At 46.6% G+C, this 17,282-nt stretch carries 14 protein-coding genes; 8 read left to right on the forward strand and 6 right to left on the reverse strand.

From position 1 onward, the window contains the following. Nucleotides 1-81: 81 nt before the first annotated feature. From R3D00_23435 to R3D00_23450, 4 genes are read right to left on the reverse strand one after another with little or no spacing between them, the layout of a single operon-like run. Complete coding sequence (locus R3D00_23435; protein MEZ4776146.1) at nucleotides 82-1,203, reverse strand: PKD domain-containing protein; 1,122 nt, start codon at nucleotides 1,201-1,203, stop codon at nucleotides 82-84. 8 nt (nucleotides 1,204-1,211) lie between these two features. Next, on the reverse strand, nucleotides 1,212-2,447 hold the full coding sequence (locus R3D00_23440) for an outer membrane beta-barrel protein (GenBank protein ID MEZ4776147.1): 1,236 nt from the start codon (nucleotides 2,445-2,447) through the stop codon (nucleotides 1,212-1,214). Further along, nucleotides 2,444-3,019, reverse strand: a complete 576-nt coding sequence (locus tag R3D00_23445) for an RNA polymerase sigma factor (protein ID MEZ4776148.1) — start codon at nucleotides 3,017-3,019, stop codon at nucleotides 2,444-2,446. Before R3D00_23445 ends, R3D00_23440 begins: the two co-directional genes overlap by 4 nt. A gap of 13 nt (nucleotides 3,020-3,032) precedes the next feature. Beyond that, nucleotides 3,033-5,540, reverse strand: coding sequence for a PKD domain-containing protein (locus R3D00_23450; GenBank protein ID MEZ4776149.1), 2,508 nt, complete (start codon nucleotides 5,538-5,540; stop codon nucleotides 3,033-3,035). 209 nt (nucleotides 5,541-5,749) lie between these two features. Here R3D00_23450 and R3D00_23455 point away from each other — a divergent pair, with 209 nt between their 5' ends. From R3D00_23455 to R3D00_23480, 6 genes are all read left to right on the forward strand, one after another. After that, nucleotides 5,750-6,469 carry a hypothetical protein gene (locus R3D00_23455; protein ID MEZ4776150.1) on the forward strand — a complete coding sequence of 240 codons (720 nt, stop codon included), beginning with the start codon at nucleotides 5,750-5,752 and terminating at the stop codon, nucleotides 6,467-6,469. Nucleotides 6,470-6,530: 61 nt separating this feature from the next. Then, nucleotides 6,531-6,932: a hypothetical protein gene (locus R3D00_23460; GenBank protein ID MEZ4776151.1), complete on the forward strand. Its 402-nt coding sequence runs from the start codon at nucleotides 6,531-6,533 to the stop codon at nucleotides 6,930-6,932. 12 nt (nucleotides 6,933-6,944) lie between these two features. Further along, the gene (locus R3D00_23465) at nucleotides 6,945-8,399 is read left to right on the forward strand and encodes a T9SS type A sorting domain-containing protein (protein MEZ4776152.1); all 1,455 of its coding nucleotides are present in this window, start codon (nucleotides 6,945-6,947) and stop codon (nucleotides 8,397-8,399) included. 113 nt (nucleotides 8,400-8,512) lie between these two features. Then, on the forward strand, nucleotides 8,513-9,187 hold the full coding sequence (locus R3D00_23470) for a DUF3943 domain-containing protein (GenBank protein ID MEZ4776153.1): 675 nt from the start codon (nucleotides 8,513-8,515) through the stop codon (nucleotides 9,185-9,187). A 38-nt stretch (nucleotides 9,188-9,225) separates the two neighbouring features. After that, nucleotides 9,226-10,233 (forward strand): DUF2219 family protein, encoded by a 1,008-nt coding sequence (locus tag R3D00_23475; GenBank protein MEZ4776154.1) that lies wholly within the window; start codon nucleotides 9,226-9,228, stop codon nucleotides 10,231-10,233. A 59-nt stretch (nucleotides 10,234-10,292) separates the two neighbouring features. Next, nucleotides 10,293-13,421 (forward strand): two-component regulator propeller domain-containing protein, encoded by a 3,129-nt coding sequence (locus R3D00_23480; GenBank protein ID MEZ4776155.1) that lies wholly within the window; start codon nucleotides 10,293-10,295, stop codon nucleotides 13,419-13,421. Here R3D00_23480 and glmM read toward each other — a convergent pair. Further along, nucleotides 13,418-14,797 (reverse strand): phosphoglucosamine mutase, encoded by a 1,380-nt coding sequence (gene glmM, locus R3D00_23485; GenBank protein MEZ4776156.1) that lies wholly within the window; start codon nucleotides 14,795-14,797, stop codon nucleotides 13,418-13,420. The two genes, R3D00_23480 and glmM, sit on opposite strands and share 4 nt — an antisense overlap. 101 nt (nucleotides 14,798-14,898) lie before the next feature. Here glmM and R3D00_23490 point away from each other — a divergent pair, with 101 nt between their 5' ends. Further along, on the forward strand, nucleotides 14,899-15,915 hold the full coding sequence (locus R3D00_23490) for a pyridoxal-phosphate dependent enzyme (protein MEZ4776157.1): 1,017 nt from the start codon (nucleotides 14,899-14,901) through the stop codon (nucleotides 15,913-15,915). On the opposite strand, the gene R3D00_23495 is transcribed toward R3D00_23490, so the two are convergent. Then, nucleotides 15,909-16,148 carry a hypothetical protein gene (locus tag R3D00_23495; GenBank protein ID MEZ4776158.1) on the reverse strand — a complete coding sequence of 80 codons (240 nt, stop codon included), beginning with the start codon at nucleotides 16,146-16,148 and terminating at the stop codon, nucleotides 15,909-15,911. The genes R3D00_23490 and R3D00_23495 overlap by 7 nt on opposite strands. A gap of 105 nt (nucleotides 16,149-16,253) precedes the next feature. On the opposite strand from R3D00_23495, the gene R3D00_23500 reads away from it, so the two are divergent. Further along, nucleotides 16,254-17,180: a hypothetical protein gene (locus R3D00_23500; GenBank protein ID MEZ4776159.1), complete on the forward strand. Its 927-nt coding sequence runs from the start codon at nucleotides 16,254-16,256 to the stop codon at nucleotides 17,178-17,180. Nucleotides 17,181-17,282 lie beyond the last annotated feature (102 nt).

The raw sequence follows: 17,282 nt of genomic DNA on the forward strand, positions 1-17,282 counted from the left end.
GCGACATCATTTTTTACATCTACAAATTGCATCCTGCTTTATTTTCCGCCCCCCAATTTACAAAAAAAATTCTGGATTTTTTCACGGGTACGCCACCCCGATCCAGCCCTCCGCCTCGCGGAGGGAGATGACTGCTCCGTCAAAGAAAAGTTCGCAGCTCATCCTTACCCTCAATCTGCGCACCTTTTCTCCCTTTTCGTTATTTCTATAGGTTTCCTCCTCTACAATTTGAAAATAACTCTCCTCCGGCTGGAGGTCTTCGGCAGAGGTAAATCGCTTCCCTTCGCTGTTGCGCCAGTTGACCGTCACCGCTGCGGGTTGAACCGGTTCAACCACGGTAGTCTTCTCAACGACATAGGAAAAGTTATGTTCGCAGTAAGCAGGGTCTGCCGCTACGTTTTTGCATATCTCCGAGATGCACCCATTGACGTCTGTTACAGTAAGGCAAACGGTATATAATCCGGGATTGGCGTAAAAATAGCCGGGATTTCCCAGCGTTGCGCTATATCCATCGCCAAAATCCCATCTGTATTTAAAAGGCGGCTGGCCCGATACTTTGGCAAAAAAGGTGACATAACTAATGGTCTGGTCAAGGGTATGGGTAAAGTCTGCCTGACACCCGGGCGCAGTAAAGTCGATTTCGTTGCAAATGGTTGTAATGCAACCTGACGGATCCTGCGTTTCCAGACATACGTTGGCACTTGTGAGTGTTGTATCGGTGTAGTCATGTACAGGATTTGCTCCAGAGACAACGGTTCCGTCGCCAAAGTCCCAGATGTAGGAAGAGTCAGACAATTGCCCGCCCGATTCATTGGTAAAATGGACGCGATAGACCTGCTTGTTGGCGCCTTTGTCCTGAAAAAAACCATATTCGGGCTGGGAAAACACTTCCCCCGGGTTTATGGTCTCTCCCGGGGCACGCACTTTTGTATCGCGAATCACCACTTCCAGTTCGCCCGGGCACTGGGGGCAGTTGAGGCGGGTAAAGGTTGCGCGAAACGAATACATGTCCAACTGATCTTTTGAGAAGCCGGTTGACATGTAATAATCATCTATACCAGCCTGAATATCAACCGGATTGTTTTCAATGGTCGCTGAAATAAAAAAGTCGGGGTTACCAATAACTTCTTCGGGCAGCGGTTTTTCCCGACACCCCGACCAGAGCACAGATCCGCTTATCAATATCAAAAAAATCTTTTTCATGTTTTCAACTAAAAATGAACCAGGTCATACTCCAGTATCAATCGCAGTTGCAGGTTTCGGTCTTTGGTTGTATTGAGGAAAAATTTCTCATCGGTAATATCCCGCAGACCATAATTGCCCTGAATGCCTACTCTTACTCCCTTATTGAGATAATAGCCGTAACCTGCCATGACACTCACGTCCACAGGTTTAAATCCCTGCGTATATCCCCACTCACGGGTGGTTCCCTGATCTTCGGTATCAAAAGGCAGAATAAGTTGCTTCGTGACCAGACTTCGGCTGTTGACCAGCCTCGATACGTTGACTCCGGCCATTACGTAGTGCCTGCCAGAAAGCCTGAAATCCACCAGCAGTGGTACTTCCAGATAGTGTAAAGTCTGCGGAGAAATGGTCGTAGCCTGTGTCTCCGCGCCAAAGGCAAATGCCACCGAACGATAGGTAGAATCTGCCTGCAACCCTCCCCTGCTCTGATAGGTTAGTCCGGTCTGGAATCTTACAGCAGGAGTAATCGCATAAGCATACCGGAACCCCACCACCGGCGAATTGCTCAAAGGTGCGCGGGCAGATTGAGTATTGCGCAAACCCGGGGATATAGTATTGCCCAGGGTGAGTCCGAAATAATTCCGCCTGCGTATGGGTATGCCTTTGGCTGTGTGTTTATACAGCAGCGAATCATTCATCCTGGACAAAAGCTGATTACGCCATGGACGAACTGCATGCACCGAAGAAAATATTTGCTGATACGATTGTCCGGGGAGCGTCTCCTCCTGAGCAAGCACATGAGGAAAGGCTTTTTCTTCCCCGGACAAAACGACATTCCCCGAAGGGTGAAATTCGCCAGATATAGTAATTTTTTTGCGATAAGGTGTTTTTTTCAGGCTCCTACTAGTGGTTTTTTTCTCAGCAAAAACCTGAAGAGATTCATCGCAGATTTCTTCTACGATCTCAATATGATCAATGTGTTTTCGCGGTTGGGCTATAGTTGCGGACGAGTTTTCAGCTAGTTGCGCGCCTTCGTTATCGTGCAAATGCCCGGATTGAGTCAGAGAATAGTAAGCAGACGAAAGGCCTCCACCAGTGAGGAAAAAAATAAAAATAAGGAAAAACCATCTGCGTTTTTTTCGCGCAGCCTGGTCAGCAAGGATGACTTTTTCAGCAGCATCCCAGTAGGCATCCTTAAATTCGAATGACCGGCCTTCCAGCTTTTCACGGAGAAAATCGTCCAGTTTTTCGTGATCACTCATAGTAAAAAGGTATGGATTACATTCATCGCCTTTTGTATCATTTCTTTGATCCGTGTACGGGCAAAAGACACATGCCATTTTGAGGTTCCGTCAGAAATGCCCATCATTTCTCCGATCTCCTTATGGCTGTACCCGTCGACGGCGTAAAGGTTAAAAACTTTGCGGCTCATTTCCGGAAGCTCCTGAATCATCTGACCGATCGCTTCCGCATCAAACTTCTGCTCGGCTTCATTGATGTCGATAAAATCTTCAGGAAACGAGCCGCTTTCAAAATCTGTGTAAGCAATTGTTTGGAGATGCCTTTTGTTTTTCCGGAACTCATCAATGATGGTATTGATCATAATTCTTCGTATCCAGGCTTCAAAAGGCACCTCCGGGCGGCGTTTGTCGAGATTTTTGAGGATTTTAAGAAATCCGTTGTTCAGGACAGCAACCGCGTCATCTTCATTTTTCATATAGCGAACACATACCCCCATCAGGACGTTAAAACAACGCCTGTACAGTTGGGACTGTGCCAGCCGGTCCTCTTCGATGCAGGCCCGGATCAGCTCTGGGGATATGTCTCGCATCATATAATTTACAACACTACTTTACCAGCACTCTGCGGGTAATTACCTGAGCATCCGCCTGAATGCGAAGCAGATAAGTTCCCTGTGGCAAGTTACGAACATCCAGCGAAAGTTCACGTGAACCTGCAACGAGACCTTCGGTTTTCACTGCGACAGTCTGCCCCATCATATTGACCAGCGTAAGTCCCACATTCACCGGCTCAGAGAAACTAACCTGAATATTCAGCACATCTCTTGCTGGAACCGGGAATACAGCGAGTACTTCACCTGTTGTAAACTGGTCAATCGCGGTGGTGCCGACGGCGTGAATCTGGGTGCTGCCAACCTCAAAGTTAGCGGTTTCAAATGTTGCATTGGTGCCGTCGATGACTACCACCCACTCTTCACTTTGTTTGCCGGGAACTTCGACATGTACTTTGTAAGTGCCATAAGCCAGATTGCTGAAACTGAATTCGCCATTGGCGTCTGTAACGGTATGACCGGAAGCCGTACCGTCATTGTGCATCAGCAATACAGAAATATCTGAAAGCGGATCGCCGGGACCTTTATTTGCTCCCTGACTGATCAGACCACCAATAAAGCCGGGACCGCCGGGATTTGCACCCTGTACAAGGAAAATAGGCGGATTAAAGATGTTGGTGTTGGTAACAATTGTACTTGTGGCATTTGACCAAAACATTTCGTCGCCGAGGTAGGTAGGCATATAGCTGGCATAATCCGGAGAAGTTGGCAATAACGCTGCCTTGACCAGGTAAGTGCCGGGCGCTACATTAAAGAAGCTGTAGTAATTCTGTAAAATACTCACAGTGTCTATCGCCGTAAGCGTACCATTTGCCGAATCATGTACGATCAGGTATGCGATACCGTCGTAAATCATATTGCTGCTATCAGTAAATACGAATCCACTGACGGAATACAGCCCTGAATTCTGACCGGTAACGACCTGGCAGAAAGCACTTGCGCAGCCATTCGTAGTATCCACAATGGTAAGACAAACCGCCCATGGACCCGGAGTGGAAAAAGTATGCGTAGGGTTGGTCAGAGTAGAGAATGTGCTATCGCCAAAATCCCAGAAGTAAATCAGAGAACCGAGAGATCCGCTCGTTGATAAGTCAGTAAAGCTGTACAGCCCGGCGGGAGAAATTGTCCATGCAAAGTTTGCCTGACAATTAGGAAATCCGCCGAGGTAAACAGAATCACAGAAAGTGTCTGTACATCCGGAATCCGTTACGGTGAGGCAAACGAGATAGGTACCTGGTACACTAAATACATGGGAGGGATTCGCCTGGGTGGAGCTGTTGCCGTCTCCAAAATCCCAGCTGTAAGAGGTAGTCAGACTGTTGGATAAGCTGTCGCTGATAAACTGGATGGTACCGGAGCCGGGGCCTGAAGGATAATGATAAAAATGCGCCGAGCAGTTAGGACCGCTATTACCTACAGTGATTGTCTGACATATCGAATCTGCACAACCTCCGGCATCGGCAATGTAAAGGCATACTGTATATACACCCGGTGCATTATATACATGGGTGGGGTTCATCTGGGTTGAGTTGGAACCGTCGCCAAAAGACCAACTGTAGGTCAGCGGAAGTGAAGGATTGCTGCTAAATGAAAGGTTGGTAAAAGAGACAACCGTTGATTGAGAGTTAATGGCGGTAAAATCTGCATGACAGAAAGTTGCCTGGCCGGTAACTACACTATCGCAGAAGGTGTCAGTACAGTTGTTGGCTGAATCTGTCACGGTAAGACATACCAGATATGTGCCGGGATTGGCATAGGTGTGCTGAGGGATCATGGATGAAGAACTGGTTCCGTCGCCAAATGACCAGCTATAAGTAGCATTCCAGTTGGCTAGCGAATCGGAGTAAAACCAGAAGCTGTTTTGCCCTGCAGGAATAGCATAAAACTGTGCATCACATATGGCCGAGCCGGAAACAGAAATGCTTGAGCAAAAAGTATCCGAACAGTTTCCTACACTATCAACGACGGTAAGGCAAAGGGTATAATTCCCCGGCGCATAGGTATGTACAGGGTTTTGAAGGGTAGAAGAAGTACCATCTCCAAAATCCCAGAAATAGCTAAATATCGCACCGGGCACGCCGCCGGATACCTGGCCGGAAAAAGCAATTGTGTTCACGCCTAAAGGAGAAATATAGATGGAAGCCGTACAGTTTCCTCCACCGGGGGGGCAGCTGTTGAGGCTAAAATACTGGTTGTTGTTGCCGCTCCAGTATCCGGAAGTATCACTTACCATGCCGTTGCAGCCCATGGTGCTTACGGTGACTAAACCCTGCGGAAACTGGTTCTGCACAGTCGTAACCCAGTAAAAATTGCCCAAACTATCGGTAAACGTAGAATCTCCATAATACAGAGAACCACCAGATTGAAGCGTGATAAATACCGTTTGGAATGGGACAGGAATTCCATTGTCATTGACATCTCCGTTGACAAACAACTGATATTGCGCGTGGCTCAGACCAAAGGTGGCCATCAGCACAAATAAAAACAGACTAATTTTCTTCATGAGAAATATCCTGATTAGGTTTTGGTTATAGAACAAATGGTTTTATTGCAATTTTCCCCATACACGTCTCCCCCAACCCGCAGGTTGGGTAAAGATTAAAAAAAGATAAAAATTTCCCCATCCGTCCCTGATTTCCCCCCTGTAGATAAATGCGGGTGGAATTTTATTTGCCAATCGCCCATATTTCTCAAAATCTTAAAAAGCTATCTATGAGAACAATAGGATTGGTTTTGGCATTGGTCTCCATACTTTTTGAATGGACAGGTTGCGCTCCGGCTTATGGCCCGGCGATCAGCGGAAATAATTTTCCCTACCAGGCCCGGGCCATATATTCAGGTACTGATACAAAACAAAACTGGGTTTCCGGTTCTATTCACAATGGGATTGAATATCAGCCGGATGAGGAAAGTTTCTTTGCACAGGTACAATTGCACCAGGCATATTCCACCAAAAACCTTAGGACTACTTATGGAGGGTTTTTATATGGTGGGAGTTATGATATGCAACGAGTGTCCCAAAGTCTGAGCTATTTTGGTGGTGGAGTCAGAGGCTCCGCCTGTGTTACCGTTGGGACGCCGCGTTTTGAGTATCATATTGTAGGCATTCAGGCGGGTTGGGCCACTGAGTTTGGCGCATTTAGCCGCTGGCGGGAAGAACAGGCTGTCGCAGGGCTTATTACTAATATCAACGAAAATAAATTCGCCATCCCTACGATGAATTTTTTCACCGGATTTTCCATCAAGTCTGCCAGCCAACGAAGTTGCTTTGGGATGGAAATGGCCTTAGGGTCCAATGGCATACCTTTTACCTTTCACTATACCTCCGGCAGAATTAATTCCTGGCTACAACTGAATCTTGGTCTGATAGATGAAAATGCCAACCCGGAAGAACTTCCGCCTGCTGGTTTTGGGATTGGATTCAGGTTGTAGAAACTTACTTTCTAACAAATGGTCGTAGTGATATGATGGCACGCAGATGACGCTGATTTTTATGATTTACGCGGAATCAATCTGCGAATATCTGCTCAATCTGTGTTATCTGTGTTCCATTCTGGATGGCACGCTGGTGTCGATGATTTTTATGATTTGCGCGGAATCAATCTGCGAATATCTGCTCAATCTGTGTTATCTGTGTTCCATTCTGGATGGCACGCTGGTGTCGCTGATTTTTATGATTTGTGCGGAATCAATCTGCGAATATCTGCTCAATCTGTGTTATCTGCGTTCAATTCTGGATGGCACGCTGGTGTCGCTGATTTTTATGATTTGCTCGGAATCAATCTGCGAATATCTGCTCAATCTGCGTTATCTGTGTTCCATTCTGGATGGCACGAAGATGACACTGATTTTTATGATTTGTTACTCATATTTTACTTTTTTTTTCGTCTGGTAAAAAACAATACTAATGAAAAAACTCATCACACTTTCTCTGGCTGTAATCGGCCTTATGCTGACTTCCTCTGCCCAAATCTTCAATAGTGGATTTGAAAGCTGGAAAACGGATACGATATACGAGTTACCAGAAACCTTTCTGACAGGAACCTACGGGCTGGGTTATATTTTTGCAGGGCAGTCCAATGTCACGAAAGTGAATGGCTGTAACGGATTGGGCATACGCCTCGAATCCTTTGAAAATGGTACAGACACGCTCCCCGGATTTATCTATACAGGAAAACCGGGATTTGAAATTGACGGCGGGGGAATCCCCTACATCGGCATGCCCGACTCGTTTACGCTCTGTATGCGCTACGACATTGCCGCCGGAGATACGGGACTGATTGCCTTATTTTTCCAGGCGGGCGGCACATTTACCTATATCGCGTTGTTTCCTATCACGGGTTCTTCCGGGCAAAACTGGACCAATGTGGCTTTTGACATAGATTCTTTTTTTACCCAACCCGATACTTTATCTATCATTATTACTTCCGGCGGATTTGACAACCCGCTTCCCGGAAGTTGGTTAGAAATAGACAACCTGGTGTTCACAGGTACTTCCGAACAAATTCCCGGCGGTGATTTTGAAAACTGGACAGTCGTTTCAGATGATGATCCCGAAGGGTGGCGAAGTATTGACCCAACCGTTGTAGCCGTCAATGGATTACCAACAGTCACGCGGGTAGAAGAGGCATTTGAAGGCAGCGCGGCAGTAAGAATAGAAACCCAGATCCTGCCTTTTGAAGATACATTGGCGCTGATTACCAACGGACTTATCGACGACAATGGCATCCACGGAGGGAAACCGTATACTGGTCCTTCAAAGCCTGGAAATTTGGGTGGATTTTATAAGTACTTACCGGTGGGAAATGATACGGCATTTGCCTATGTAGTCTTCACGGTTTTCAATGGATTTACAGGGCAAACCGAAGTATTGGGCACATTTCAAAAGAAGCTGGTCCCATCGGCAGAATGGGACTACTTCGAAGTACCGGTTGATCTTAGCGCATCTATCCTGAATCCGGATACGGTTTTGATTGTTTTTGCCGCCAGTGATCCCGATCATATCGCCTCAAATGCTACCGTGGGCATCGGCAGTGTATTATTCCTTGATGCCCTGGCTTTTGATCTCACAGATGGAATAGACAATTGGGCAGATACGCACCAGCTAAACATTTTCCCCAACCCGGCTACGGATATATTGTTTACAGAATGGGAAACAGATACCTACACCGCGAACATGACGCTCACGCTGTTTTCCCCCCAGGGACAGGTCGTCTATCAGGAAAAAAATATGGCAGGCAGCCCCGGAAAAAACACGCATTCTCTGGATGTAAACAATTTTCCCTCAGGCGTTTATATTCTGCAACTTTCTGATAATGATCAGACCTTTTTAGTAAGGGAAAAAGTGGTCATCAGAAAATAGCCTGTCGTTCACCCACTTTCCCCAACCGTCCGGAGAATCCCCCCTATGGCTCATTGCAGGTTGAGGAGAGTGGGTGTCACTATTATCTTGTAGCAAAATTAACCATCACAGTTATGCGGCTACTCCTCCCCTATCCATTGATGTTATTGTTCCTTTATCTGTATTTCCCTTCAGTCCTTGCTCAAACAGATATTATCCTTTCATCCACAGATTTTGCATTCACCCATCAGGATCAGCATATTCCATCAGCCTATACTTCGCCGGAGCTTAATTTTCGCAATGCAAACAAGGGCATTGGCCCCAAAATCATTCGTGGTAATTTCCTATGTGCCTCCTATAACCTGTCGATTGGCGCAGGTTTGTTTCTTCTCCCTTCAGACATAACCAATTGGGAGAGATCTGCATTTCTGCCAGCCGTTGGCCCCAACCTCCGGAGAGCGTGGACCCGTCAGCCAGTATGGGATAACGATGGGTTCATTATCAACTATATAGGCCACAGCTATCAGGGAGCCTGGTATTACAACAGCATCCGCAGCCAGGGAGCAAAAGTATGGGAGGCTTCCCTATTTTGTCTCGGTCAGTCATTGCTTTGGGAATATGGCTATGAAGCCGTAAAAGAACAACCCAGCAGACAGGATCTATTTACGACGCCCTTGGGGGGAATATTTTTCGGAGAACTTACCCACCGGATTACGCGACGCATGCGTCGCAGAGGGTTTAATTTTGGCGAGAAGGTATTCATTACTGCCTTTAATCCCTCCTATGTACTCAACAACGGATACCGATAGACGATCAATCGATTTTTTGTCCTATAAACTTACAGCTTATGCGATCAGTTTCATTGTTGTTACTATTCGTGCTCGTGTTTTTACAATCAGGCATTGGGCAGTCAGTGCAAACTATCAGCTTCTACTTTGACAACGACCTTCTTTATTTTCCATTAAATGAAGACAGAGACTATACCTTCGGTATGGGGATTGCCTTCGGCGGCGGCCAAGGAAGCGCAAATCCCGCCGGGTATTTACTCAATCTGGCCGACCGGGCCACAAAAATTTCCAATTGGCACAAGTCGGCTTACGCTTCAACGTTTAGCACGCGTTGGGAAGTGAAACTATTCACCCCCGATAATCTTCGGATCAGCCACACCATTTTCAGAGACCGTCCATATGCTTCCGTTTTTTCAGTTACAACTTCCCGGATCTCCTCCAACCCGGTAAAAGGAATCCTTATCCAATCTTCATTGGAAGCAGGTTTGCTGGGGTTATTCCTTGCCAAAAATGTGCAGGGCGGCGCGCACGCCCTTTCCAGAAAAATTACAGGACATGAATATCCCTATAAGCCCATGGGCTGGCAAAATCAGATTTCACAGGGAGGAGAGCCAACATTCAGATACGCTGTATCGATAGACAAAAAATTGCTTCCATTCATCTGGAAAAGCCGCAATAATCCTGAAACAGAACATTTTTCTATCTCATCTACAGCTTCCGCTGAAGCAGGCTACCTCACCAGTGTATCAGCCGGTATCAGCAGCAAACTGGGATGGATCAATACAACAGGCTCAACTGCCCGAAAACAGGAATTTTTCTTTCATGGTAGCTACCAGTGTCGATTACAGGCATATAATGCCTTGCTTCAGGGACAGTTTCGACACTCTGAACACCGCATCAGCTATAGCAATCTGAATATTTTGATAAGACAATGGGAAGCGGGCATTACCTGGCGGAAAAATCGTTTCGCTACGGGGTACACCCTTTGTTACCGTTCCGCAGAGATTAGCAACACCAACCATCCAAATCACTATTTTGGACAATGGACAATGATCTACCAACTGTGATAGTTTCATCTGCTGTCGTATATTGTGGGGAAACCGAAAAGTATAAACTTAATTTTTATATGAAGGTTTCCCCACTTGCATTTTTAATGGTCGCATGGGTTTGCTGTGTATGGGGGTTTTCTGTTTCTGGTCAGCCCAATGAGTTGCGCTTTGAGCACTTTGGACTGGAAGACGGACTCCCCAATATGTCTGTACAAGCCTTAACCACAGATAGTTATGGTTTTCTCTGGGTAGGGACCTGGGATGGGCTCAGCAAATACGATGGTTATCATTTTACAAACTTCCATCCTTCGCCTCTCGATACGACAACGCTGAGTTTTCAGGATGTCAAGGCGCTGGACGTAGATGCAGATGGGAATGTCTGGATCGCAACCCAGGGCGGGCTCAACCGCTATGACCCGTTTTCGGGCAAATTCAGAAGATTTTTACCCGATCAACTAAACCCTTCGGCTATTCACAGAAGATTTGTCAATTCGGTTTATTGCAGAAAAGACGGATCGGTATTAGCAGGAATAGACTATTCAACCAGCTACAACATCTACAATCCGGTATGTGATGGTTTTGAAAGCACGGAGGTCTTTGGCGTTGCTTTGGACTTCATCGAAGTGAATGGCCAACTTTGGATTGGCACTTCCAATGGGCTTTTTACTGTCGCTTCAGGAAGTAGTATCGCGAAACCCGGTGGGTCAACTGACGCCATTCTGGCTGAGTTGAATGGCAGGAATATTCGCTGTTTCCAGCGCGGCCTGCACGGCGAGATATGGATAGGTACCCTCAACGGGCTTTATTGTTATTTGCCCGAACAACAAAAGCTGCAACACATGAACCTAACACATGGCCTGAGCCATCCCTATGTGCTTGCGCTTACCTGTGACAAATTTGGGGGAATCTGGGCGGGAACTTCTGACGGATTGAGTTACCTGCCACCGGGGGCAAACGAGTTCTCTGTTTTCCGGCACAATCCCAACAACCCTTTCAGTCTCACTAATGATGCTGTCATCGCCCTGCACATAGATGAATCTCAAAATCTTTGGGTGGGAACGGCTAATGGCGGGTTGAATAAAGCGCAACTCCATCTGGAGAAAAAATTCAAAACATGGAATCACACCGTTTTTGGCGCCCGCAACCGGGAACTGATGGTATTCCATTTTGCTGAAGGAAAAAACAACCGGCTTTGGGTTGCGACCAACCAGGGATTATATCTGCTGGATAAAACAGACAAAACCATTCTGGACATTTACAGCCAAAACCTTAAAGGAAAAAACGGGCTTCGCGGCAATGGGATTTTTTCGGTGTATGAAGATGGGCAGGATAATGTATATGTGGGAATCATGGACCTTGGACTAGATATTATCCGGCTGCAAACAGGCGTCATAGACCATTTCCCTGTCGATACGGATGCCCCGCAAAATATTCCCGGCAAAGATATCAGAGCCATAAAAGAATCCATATTTGAGGGGCGGCGCGTAATCTGGTTGGGCACAAACAGTGGATGGAGCGGCCACGATCCGGACCAGGAGATGATCCGATCCGTTTCAATGAAGTCAGGTGCCAACATCAAATGGAATGGCTATTTGTGGGATATTTTACCCGAAGATTCCACCCAAATGTTGTGGTTTATCTCTTCATGGGGGCTCTATCAATATGATCTCCGAAACGAAACATTCGTCATCGGAGGCTGGAATCCGTTACATTCGGGTGCCAATAATCTTTTCTACCCCGTCTCCATTTACAAAAACAACGATCATATCTGGCTCGGAACCTACGGAGCAGGCCTACTATATTACAACCTCACTTCCCAAACCTATCAAAATTACCGGATAGAGCACGGGCTTCCCAATAATATGGTCTATGGCATTCTCAGCGACAATAATCAAAACCTGTGGATGAGCACCAACCAGGGAATTGCGAAGTTTGAGCAGCAAAACGGAACATTTACCCGATACAGCACACAGGATGGACTTCAGGATGAAGAATTTGCCTCAGGCGCATATCTGAAAGCCGCAGACGGAGAAATGTTTTTTGGGGGCTTAAATGGATTTACCAGCTTTTATCCAGACAGTATTGGAGAAGACAACAGCATTTTCCAGCCCCATGTATTGATTCAGTCGGTAAAGGTTTCAGGTGAAGAAATTGAGACAGACACCGCCTGGCAGGTACGCAGAGAAATACGCTTACCCAACTATCGCAACCAGCACCTGGAAATCCGTTTTATCGCGCTGGATCTTTCGCGACCGGGAAAAAATCTCTATCAGTTTAAACTCAAAGGGTATGATCAGGACTGGAGCAAACCCTCAGAAAAAACTATTGCCCAATACACCCGAATTGATCCGGGAGACTACCATTTTATGGTCAGGGGCAGCAACAGCGATGGAGTCATGAGCCCGTACACGGCTGACCTCAAAATTATCCTGACACCACTTTGGTATCAGACCTATTGGTTTCAGTTTGGCGCACCGCTGGCCGCCATTCTGCTGGTTATTCTGTACATTTATCTGCGAGTGCAGCGCCTTCGCACTCAGGAGCAGCTTCGTCTCAACTATCGGATCGCCATGGTAAAACAGGAAGCACTGGCCGCACAGATGGATCATCATTTCACCTTCAACTCACTCAACTCGATTCAACGGTATATTACAGACAACGACAAAAGTTCTGCTATTCGATATATATCTCGTTTTGGCCAATTGCTCCGCCGCACCCTGGATCATGCCAAAAAAAACTACCTGACCATTGAAGAAGAACTCAGTACCCTCGACCTGTATCTGACGCTGGAGCAACTCCGTACCAAAGACCGGTTTGTTTATGAATTTATTACAGATCCAACTGTAGATGTATACAATACAGAAATTCCCACGAATCTCTTGCAGCCATACATAGAGAATGCCATCTGGCATGGGATTATGCCTTTGGAAGACCGTCAGGGAAAAATCAGGATATCATTCACACAGACTGACGATATCCTTACCTGCACGATTGAAGATAATGGGATCGGCAGAAAAAAATCAGCAGAATTGCGCGCCATGAGTCAGTTGAAACATACTTCCAAAGGAATGGAACTGATATTGGAACGAATAGAGACCCTCAACACGCTCGATCATACCCATATCAACATAACTGTACTCGATCTCGAAGAATTTTCGGAAGAGACTGGAACCAGAGTGGTTGTAACCATGCCGGTGAGGGCTTAGATCATCGACTGGATTTCTCCAATAATCCGTTGAGCCAGAGCATCTGCCTGGGTCTGAGTAGGCGCTTCGGTATAAACACGGATAATCGGCTCAGTATTGGAGAGACGCAGATGCACCCATGAATCAGCGAAATCCACCTTTATGCCATCTACATCATTGATTTTTTCATGTTGGTAGCTTTTTTTGAAAGCCTGCAGCAACGCTTCTATATTGATCCCGTCATTCAGCTCGATCTTCTCCTTCGCCATAAAATAATCAGGGTACGTGGCGCGGAGCGCGGAGCAGGTAATGCCAGACTTGGTGAGGTGAGATAAAAACAAGGCTATCCCGATAAGGGCATCGCGCCCGTAGTGAAGTTCAGGATAAATGATACCCCCATTTCCTTCCCCACCGATCAGCGCGTCAGTTCTTTTCATGATTTCAACCACATTTACCTCGCCAACAGCAGAAGCATAATAGCGGCAGCCATGTTTTTCAGCGACATCTTTCAGTGCCCGGCTGGAGGAAAGATTGGAAACCACTGCGCTTTTCTGGTGGTGGAGAATATAGTCAGCGATCGCTACGAGGGTATATTCTTCGCCAAACATTTTGCCATTTTCATCGATAAACACCAGGCGGTCCACATCGGGGTCAACAGCAATACCCAGGTCAGCACCATTTTCACGGATATAGTCGCAGATTTCTGAGAGATTTTTTTCCAGAGGCTCCGGGTTGTGAGTAAACCATCCGTTTGGCTGGCAGTTGATTTTCACCACATTTTTCACGCCCAGCGCAGTAAGCAGTTGAGGAACAAAAAGGCCCCCGCTGCTATTTACGCCATCGACGACCACTTTGAGATTAGCTTTTCCGATTGCGTAGCGATCTACGAGCTTCATATTCAAAATCTTCTGAATATGAATATCGACAAAATCATCGCGGTTGGTAACGGTACCGAGGTTTTGAACCTCTGTAAACTGATAGTATTTATTGGTAAGGATTTCGAGGATTTCGACGCCATCCTTTTTAGTGACAAATTCACCCCGATAGTTGAGGAGTTTCAGCGCATTCCATTCTACCGGATTGTGAGAAGCGGTAAGAATAATGCCCCCGGCGGCTTCCAGCTCGGGAACAGCAATCTCTACCGTAGGCGTAGTGGACAGACCAAGGTCAACGACCTGAAATCCCAGCCCCATGAGCGTACCGGTCACCAGATGGTGAACCATATCGCCCGAAGGGCGGGCATCTCGACCGACAACCACAATCCGCGAGGCAGATTTGAGGGTAAGCCAGGTGCCAAAAGCTGATGCAAAGTGAACAATATCAACAGGGGTAAGATTATCGCCGACAGTACCGCCGATAGTACCCCTGATACCAGAAATGGAGGAAATCAATGTCATAGCTGCAGGAAGTAGATTGCCGGGTAAAGATATACAAAAATCGCAATACCCTCTAAATCCCGCATCTATTTATCTAACTTTGAATGATAAACCTTCCACAAATGAATCATAGGGAATACGAACTTATCGAAGCAGATATAAAATCCCGATGTCTGGCAGAACTGCTGCCTCAGACGCGAATTCACCCGCTACGCAGTTTCAGTACACCTTTTGCGAGTGTTTTTGTCAAAAGAGAAGATGATTCGGGGTTTGGTATTTCGGGTTGTAAGCGAAGAAAGTACGCCTCTTTGATTTATTTTTTACTGGAAAAAAATATTCACAAAATAGCGCTGGCCGGCGGCAGCCACTCCAATCACTTGCCGGGTATACTTCAGATCCTTCGGGAAAAAGGGATTAAGCCCCACATCTTTGTAAAGGAAGCGCATGAAGCTGCGCTCAACGGAAACCGACTATTGCTGGATTTGCTCACCCAACCTGACGAGCTGACCTGGCTCTCTTCCCGTCTGTGGCCAGAAGTTGAAAAAATTGCAGGCAAATGGGTGGTGGAACAGGGAACATCCGCCTTTTTTATTCCGGAAGGGGGTAGTTGTGAACCGGCACTTCCCGGCGCACTCACGCTGATGCTGGACATCCTTCGAAATGAAGCAGAAGCCGGAGTTACTTTTGACCATATATTTATTGACTCAGGCACGGGATTAATGGCAGCAGCACTGGTAATGATGAACCATTTACTGGGGAGGAAAACCCAGATACATGTAGTACTGATAGCAGGCGATACAGACTATTTTTCCCGGATACTAAAAGAAACGCAAACCTGGACTCACACCCTGACAGGTATCACTTTGGGAAAAGTTGTGGAGCCCGAGTATCATATTCCGCTTACAGGCCGGTCATTTGGCAGTGTAAACGCTACCATTCTGAATGAAACACGCAGGCTGGCTTTGGAAGAAGGGTTACTGACAGACCCGGTTTATACCACTAAGTTATTCATGACCGCCCGGGAAACCATCCAGAAAAAATCATTTCAGGGAACGGCATTGGTCGTCCACTCCGGAGGAGGCACCGGACTAATGGGCTGGGGCAACCGATTTTCTCAAAAATATAGCTACGATCAGTGATTATCCGGGGCGTTTTGTTGATTGCGCTCCAGATCAAGTGCTTCCCGGATAGAATCCGTTTCGGCAGCCAGAGAGTCCAGCAATGCTTCGGTATCAACCGAATCCATTTTGTGAAGAAGATCGGACACTTGCTCCTCCCGCTCCTGATTTTCATCAACAGCCGTACTACAGCCGGAAAAAAACCAGAGAGAAACACCAAATAAAAAAATCAGAATCAATGTGTTTTTTTTCATCTTATTCAGGCGTCAATTCGCAAAGTTAAGAATAGATTCATATTTTGCGCCAGTTTTGTACTCTGTCTCTTTTTTTGTATTCTAGCGGAGTTAAATTCGTAAAAAATGAAATACCCGAAGGCGTTCTGTTTCCTACTTATACCTATAGCCACCGTAGCACTTATTTTCAGTGGCTGTAATACTGACCTTGAGCCACTGCTTCCTGCAGATCAGGATCCGGCAATTACGGTTCTTGCGCCAGCCTCCAATAACCTTCTTCTCGAATCAGGAGATGTGTTCACAGTTACCTTCCGTATGGCTGACCGGGAAGCCCTCAAAGTCTTCCGTGCTATCGGCACCATCTATGATCAGAATGACCAGATTGTCGGCAATGATGTTATTCTTTTTGAGGAAGACATTACCGGCGTGAATCTGACTTATGACTATGTAGATGATGTACCGGCCGTTAATCCTTACTTTAAAATCCGTTATACCTGCTACGCAGTGGATTCAAAAGGGGCTTATGCATCTGCCGTATTCTGGGTAAGCGTACTTCCTACCCCTCCGGATCCATCTCCGTTTGAAGTACTTACCTATCAGAAAGACAGTATTTTCAACCGCAAATCCAACTCACAGTACGGGTTTAACTTTACCCAGCGACGCCAGTTACCGGCAGCAGCAGGTCAGACGCCCAATGTATTGGACCTTGATATTGCGGAAAACTCAAATACCGGTCAGGGCATTTGGGCACCGACCATTACTTCGCCCAGCAATACGCTTCTTGGCAGAGACTCTGTATTTGTGATTACCAATGCAGATCGCTTCAACTACGAAGAAGCTACCTATCAGACGATTTCTCAGGCATTTTACTCTGACCCTGCGCCTTACAGCACGACTCCTGTGCTGAAAGCCGGAGACTATGTCATCGTAAGACTTACCAAAGCGCCTTTCCCACAGTTTGCGGTGATGCGTATCACCAAAATCAAAGACGATGGCGCCGGGGTAAATGTCAGAGACTATGTGGTATTTGATTACAAAGTAACCAGTCAGTAATTCCGCTCCGATCGCAAGTTTTTCACTTTTATCCCAAACCCTCTATTTCCTCCGTCATCTCAGACGGGCGCAGGGAGCTTTGCTGCTGCACTCCCCTTTCGT

The organism is Bacteroidia bacterium (assembly GCA_041391665.1).
GTDB lineage: Bacteria > Bacteroidota > Bacteroidia > J057 > J057 > JAGQVA01.

Excerpts from the sequence above, each read along its gene's own strand:
- R3D00_23475 (MEZ4776154.1), top strand. The coding sequence starts at position 9,226 with ATGCGATCAGTTTCATTGTTGTTACTATTCGTGCTCGTGTTTTTACAA.
- R3D00_23450 (MEZ4776149.1), bottom strand. The coding sequence starts at position 5,540 with ATGAAGAAAATTAGTCTGTTTTTATTTGTGCTGATGGCCACCTTTGGT.
- R3D00_23495 (MEZ4776158.1), bottom strand. The coding sequence starts at position 16,148 with ATGAAAAAAAACACATTGATTCTGATTTTTTTATTTGGTGTTTCTCTC.
- R3D00_23500 (MEZ4776159.1), top strand. The coding sequence starts at position 16,254 with ATGAAATACCCGAAGGCGTTCTGTTTCCTACTTATACCTATAGCCACC.
- R3D00_23445 (MEZ4776148.1), bottom strand. The coding sequence starts at position 3,019 with ATGATGCGAGACATATCCCCAGAGCTGATCCGGGCCTGCATCGAAGAG.
- R3D00_23460 (MEZ4776151.1), top strand. The coding sequence starts at position 6,531 with ATGATTTACGCGGAATCAATCTGCGAATATCTGCTCAATCTGTGTTAT.
- R3D00_23465 (MEZ4776152.1), top strand. The coding sequence starts at position 6,945 with ATGAAAAAACTCATCACACTTTCTCTGGCTGTAATCGGCCTTATGCTG.
- R3D00_23480 (MEZ4776155.1), top strand. The coding sequence starts at position 10,293 with ATGAAGGTTTCCCCACTTGCATTTTTAATGGTCGCATGGGTTTGCTGT.
- R3D00_23440 (MEZ4776147.1), bottom strand. The coding sequence starts at position 2,447 with ATGAGTGATCACGAAAAACTGGACGATTTTCTCCGTGAAAAGCTGGAA.
- R3D00_23455 (MEZ4776150.1), top strand. The coding sequence starts at position 5,750 with ATGAGAACAATAGGATTGGTTTTGGCATTGGTCTCCATACTTTTTGAA.
- glmM (MEZ4776156.1), bottom strand. The coding sequence starts at position 14,797 with ATGACATTGATTTCCTCCATTTCTGGTATCAGGGGTACTATCGGCGGT.
- R3D00_23470 (MEZ4776153.1), top strand. The coding sequence starts at position 8,513 with ATGCGGCTACTCCTCCCCTATCCATTGATGTTATTGTTCCTTTATCTG.
- R3D00_23435 (MEZ4776146.1), bottom strand. The coding sequence starts at position 1,203 with ATGAAAAAGATTTTTTTGATATTGATAAGCGGATCTGTGCTCTGGTCG.
- R3D00_23490 (MEZ4776157.1), top strand. The coding sequence starts at position 14,899 with ATGAATCATAGGGAATACGAACTTATCGAAGCAGATATAAAATCCCGA.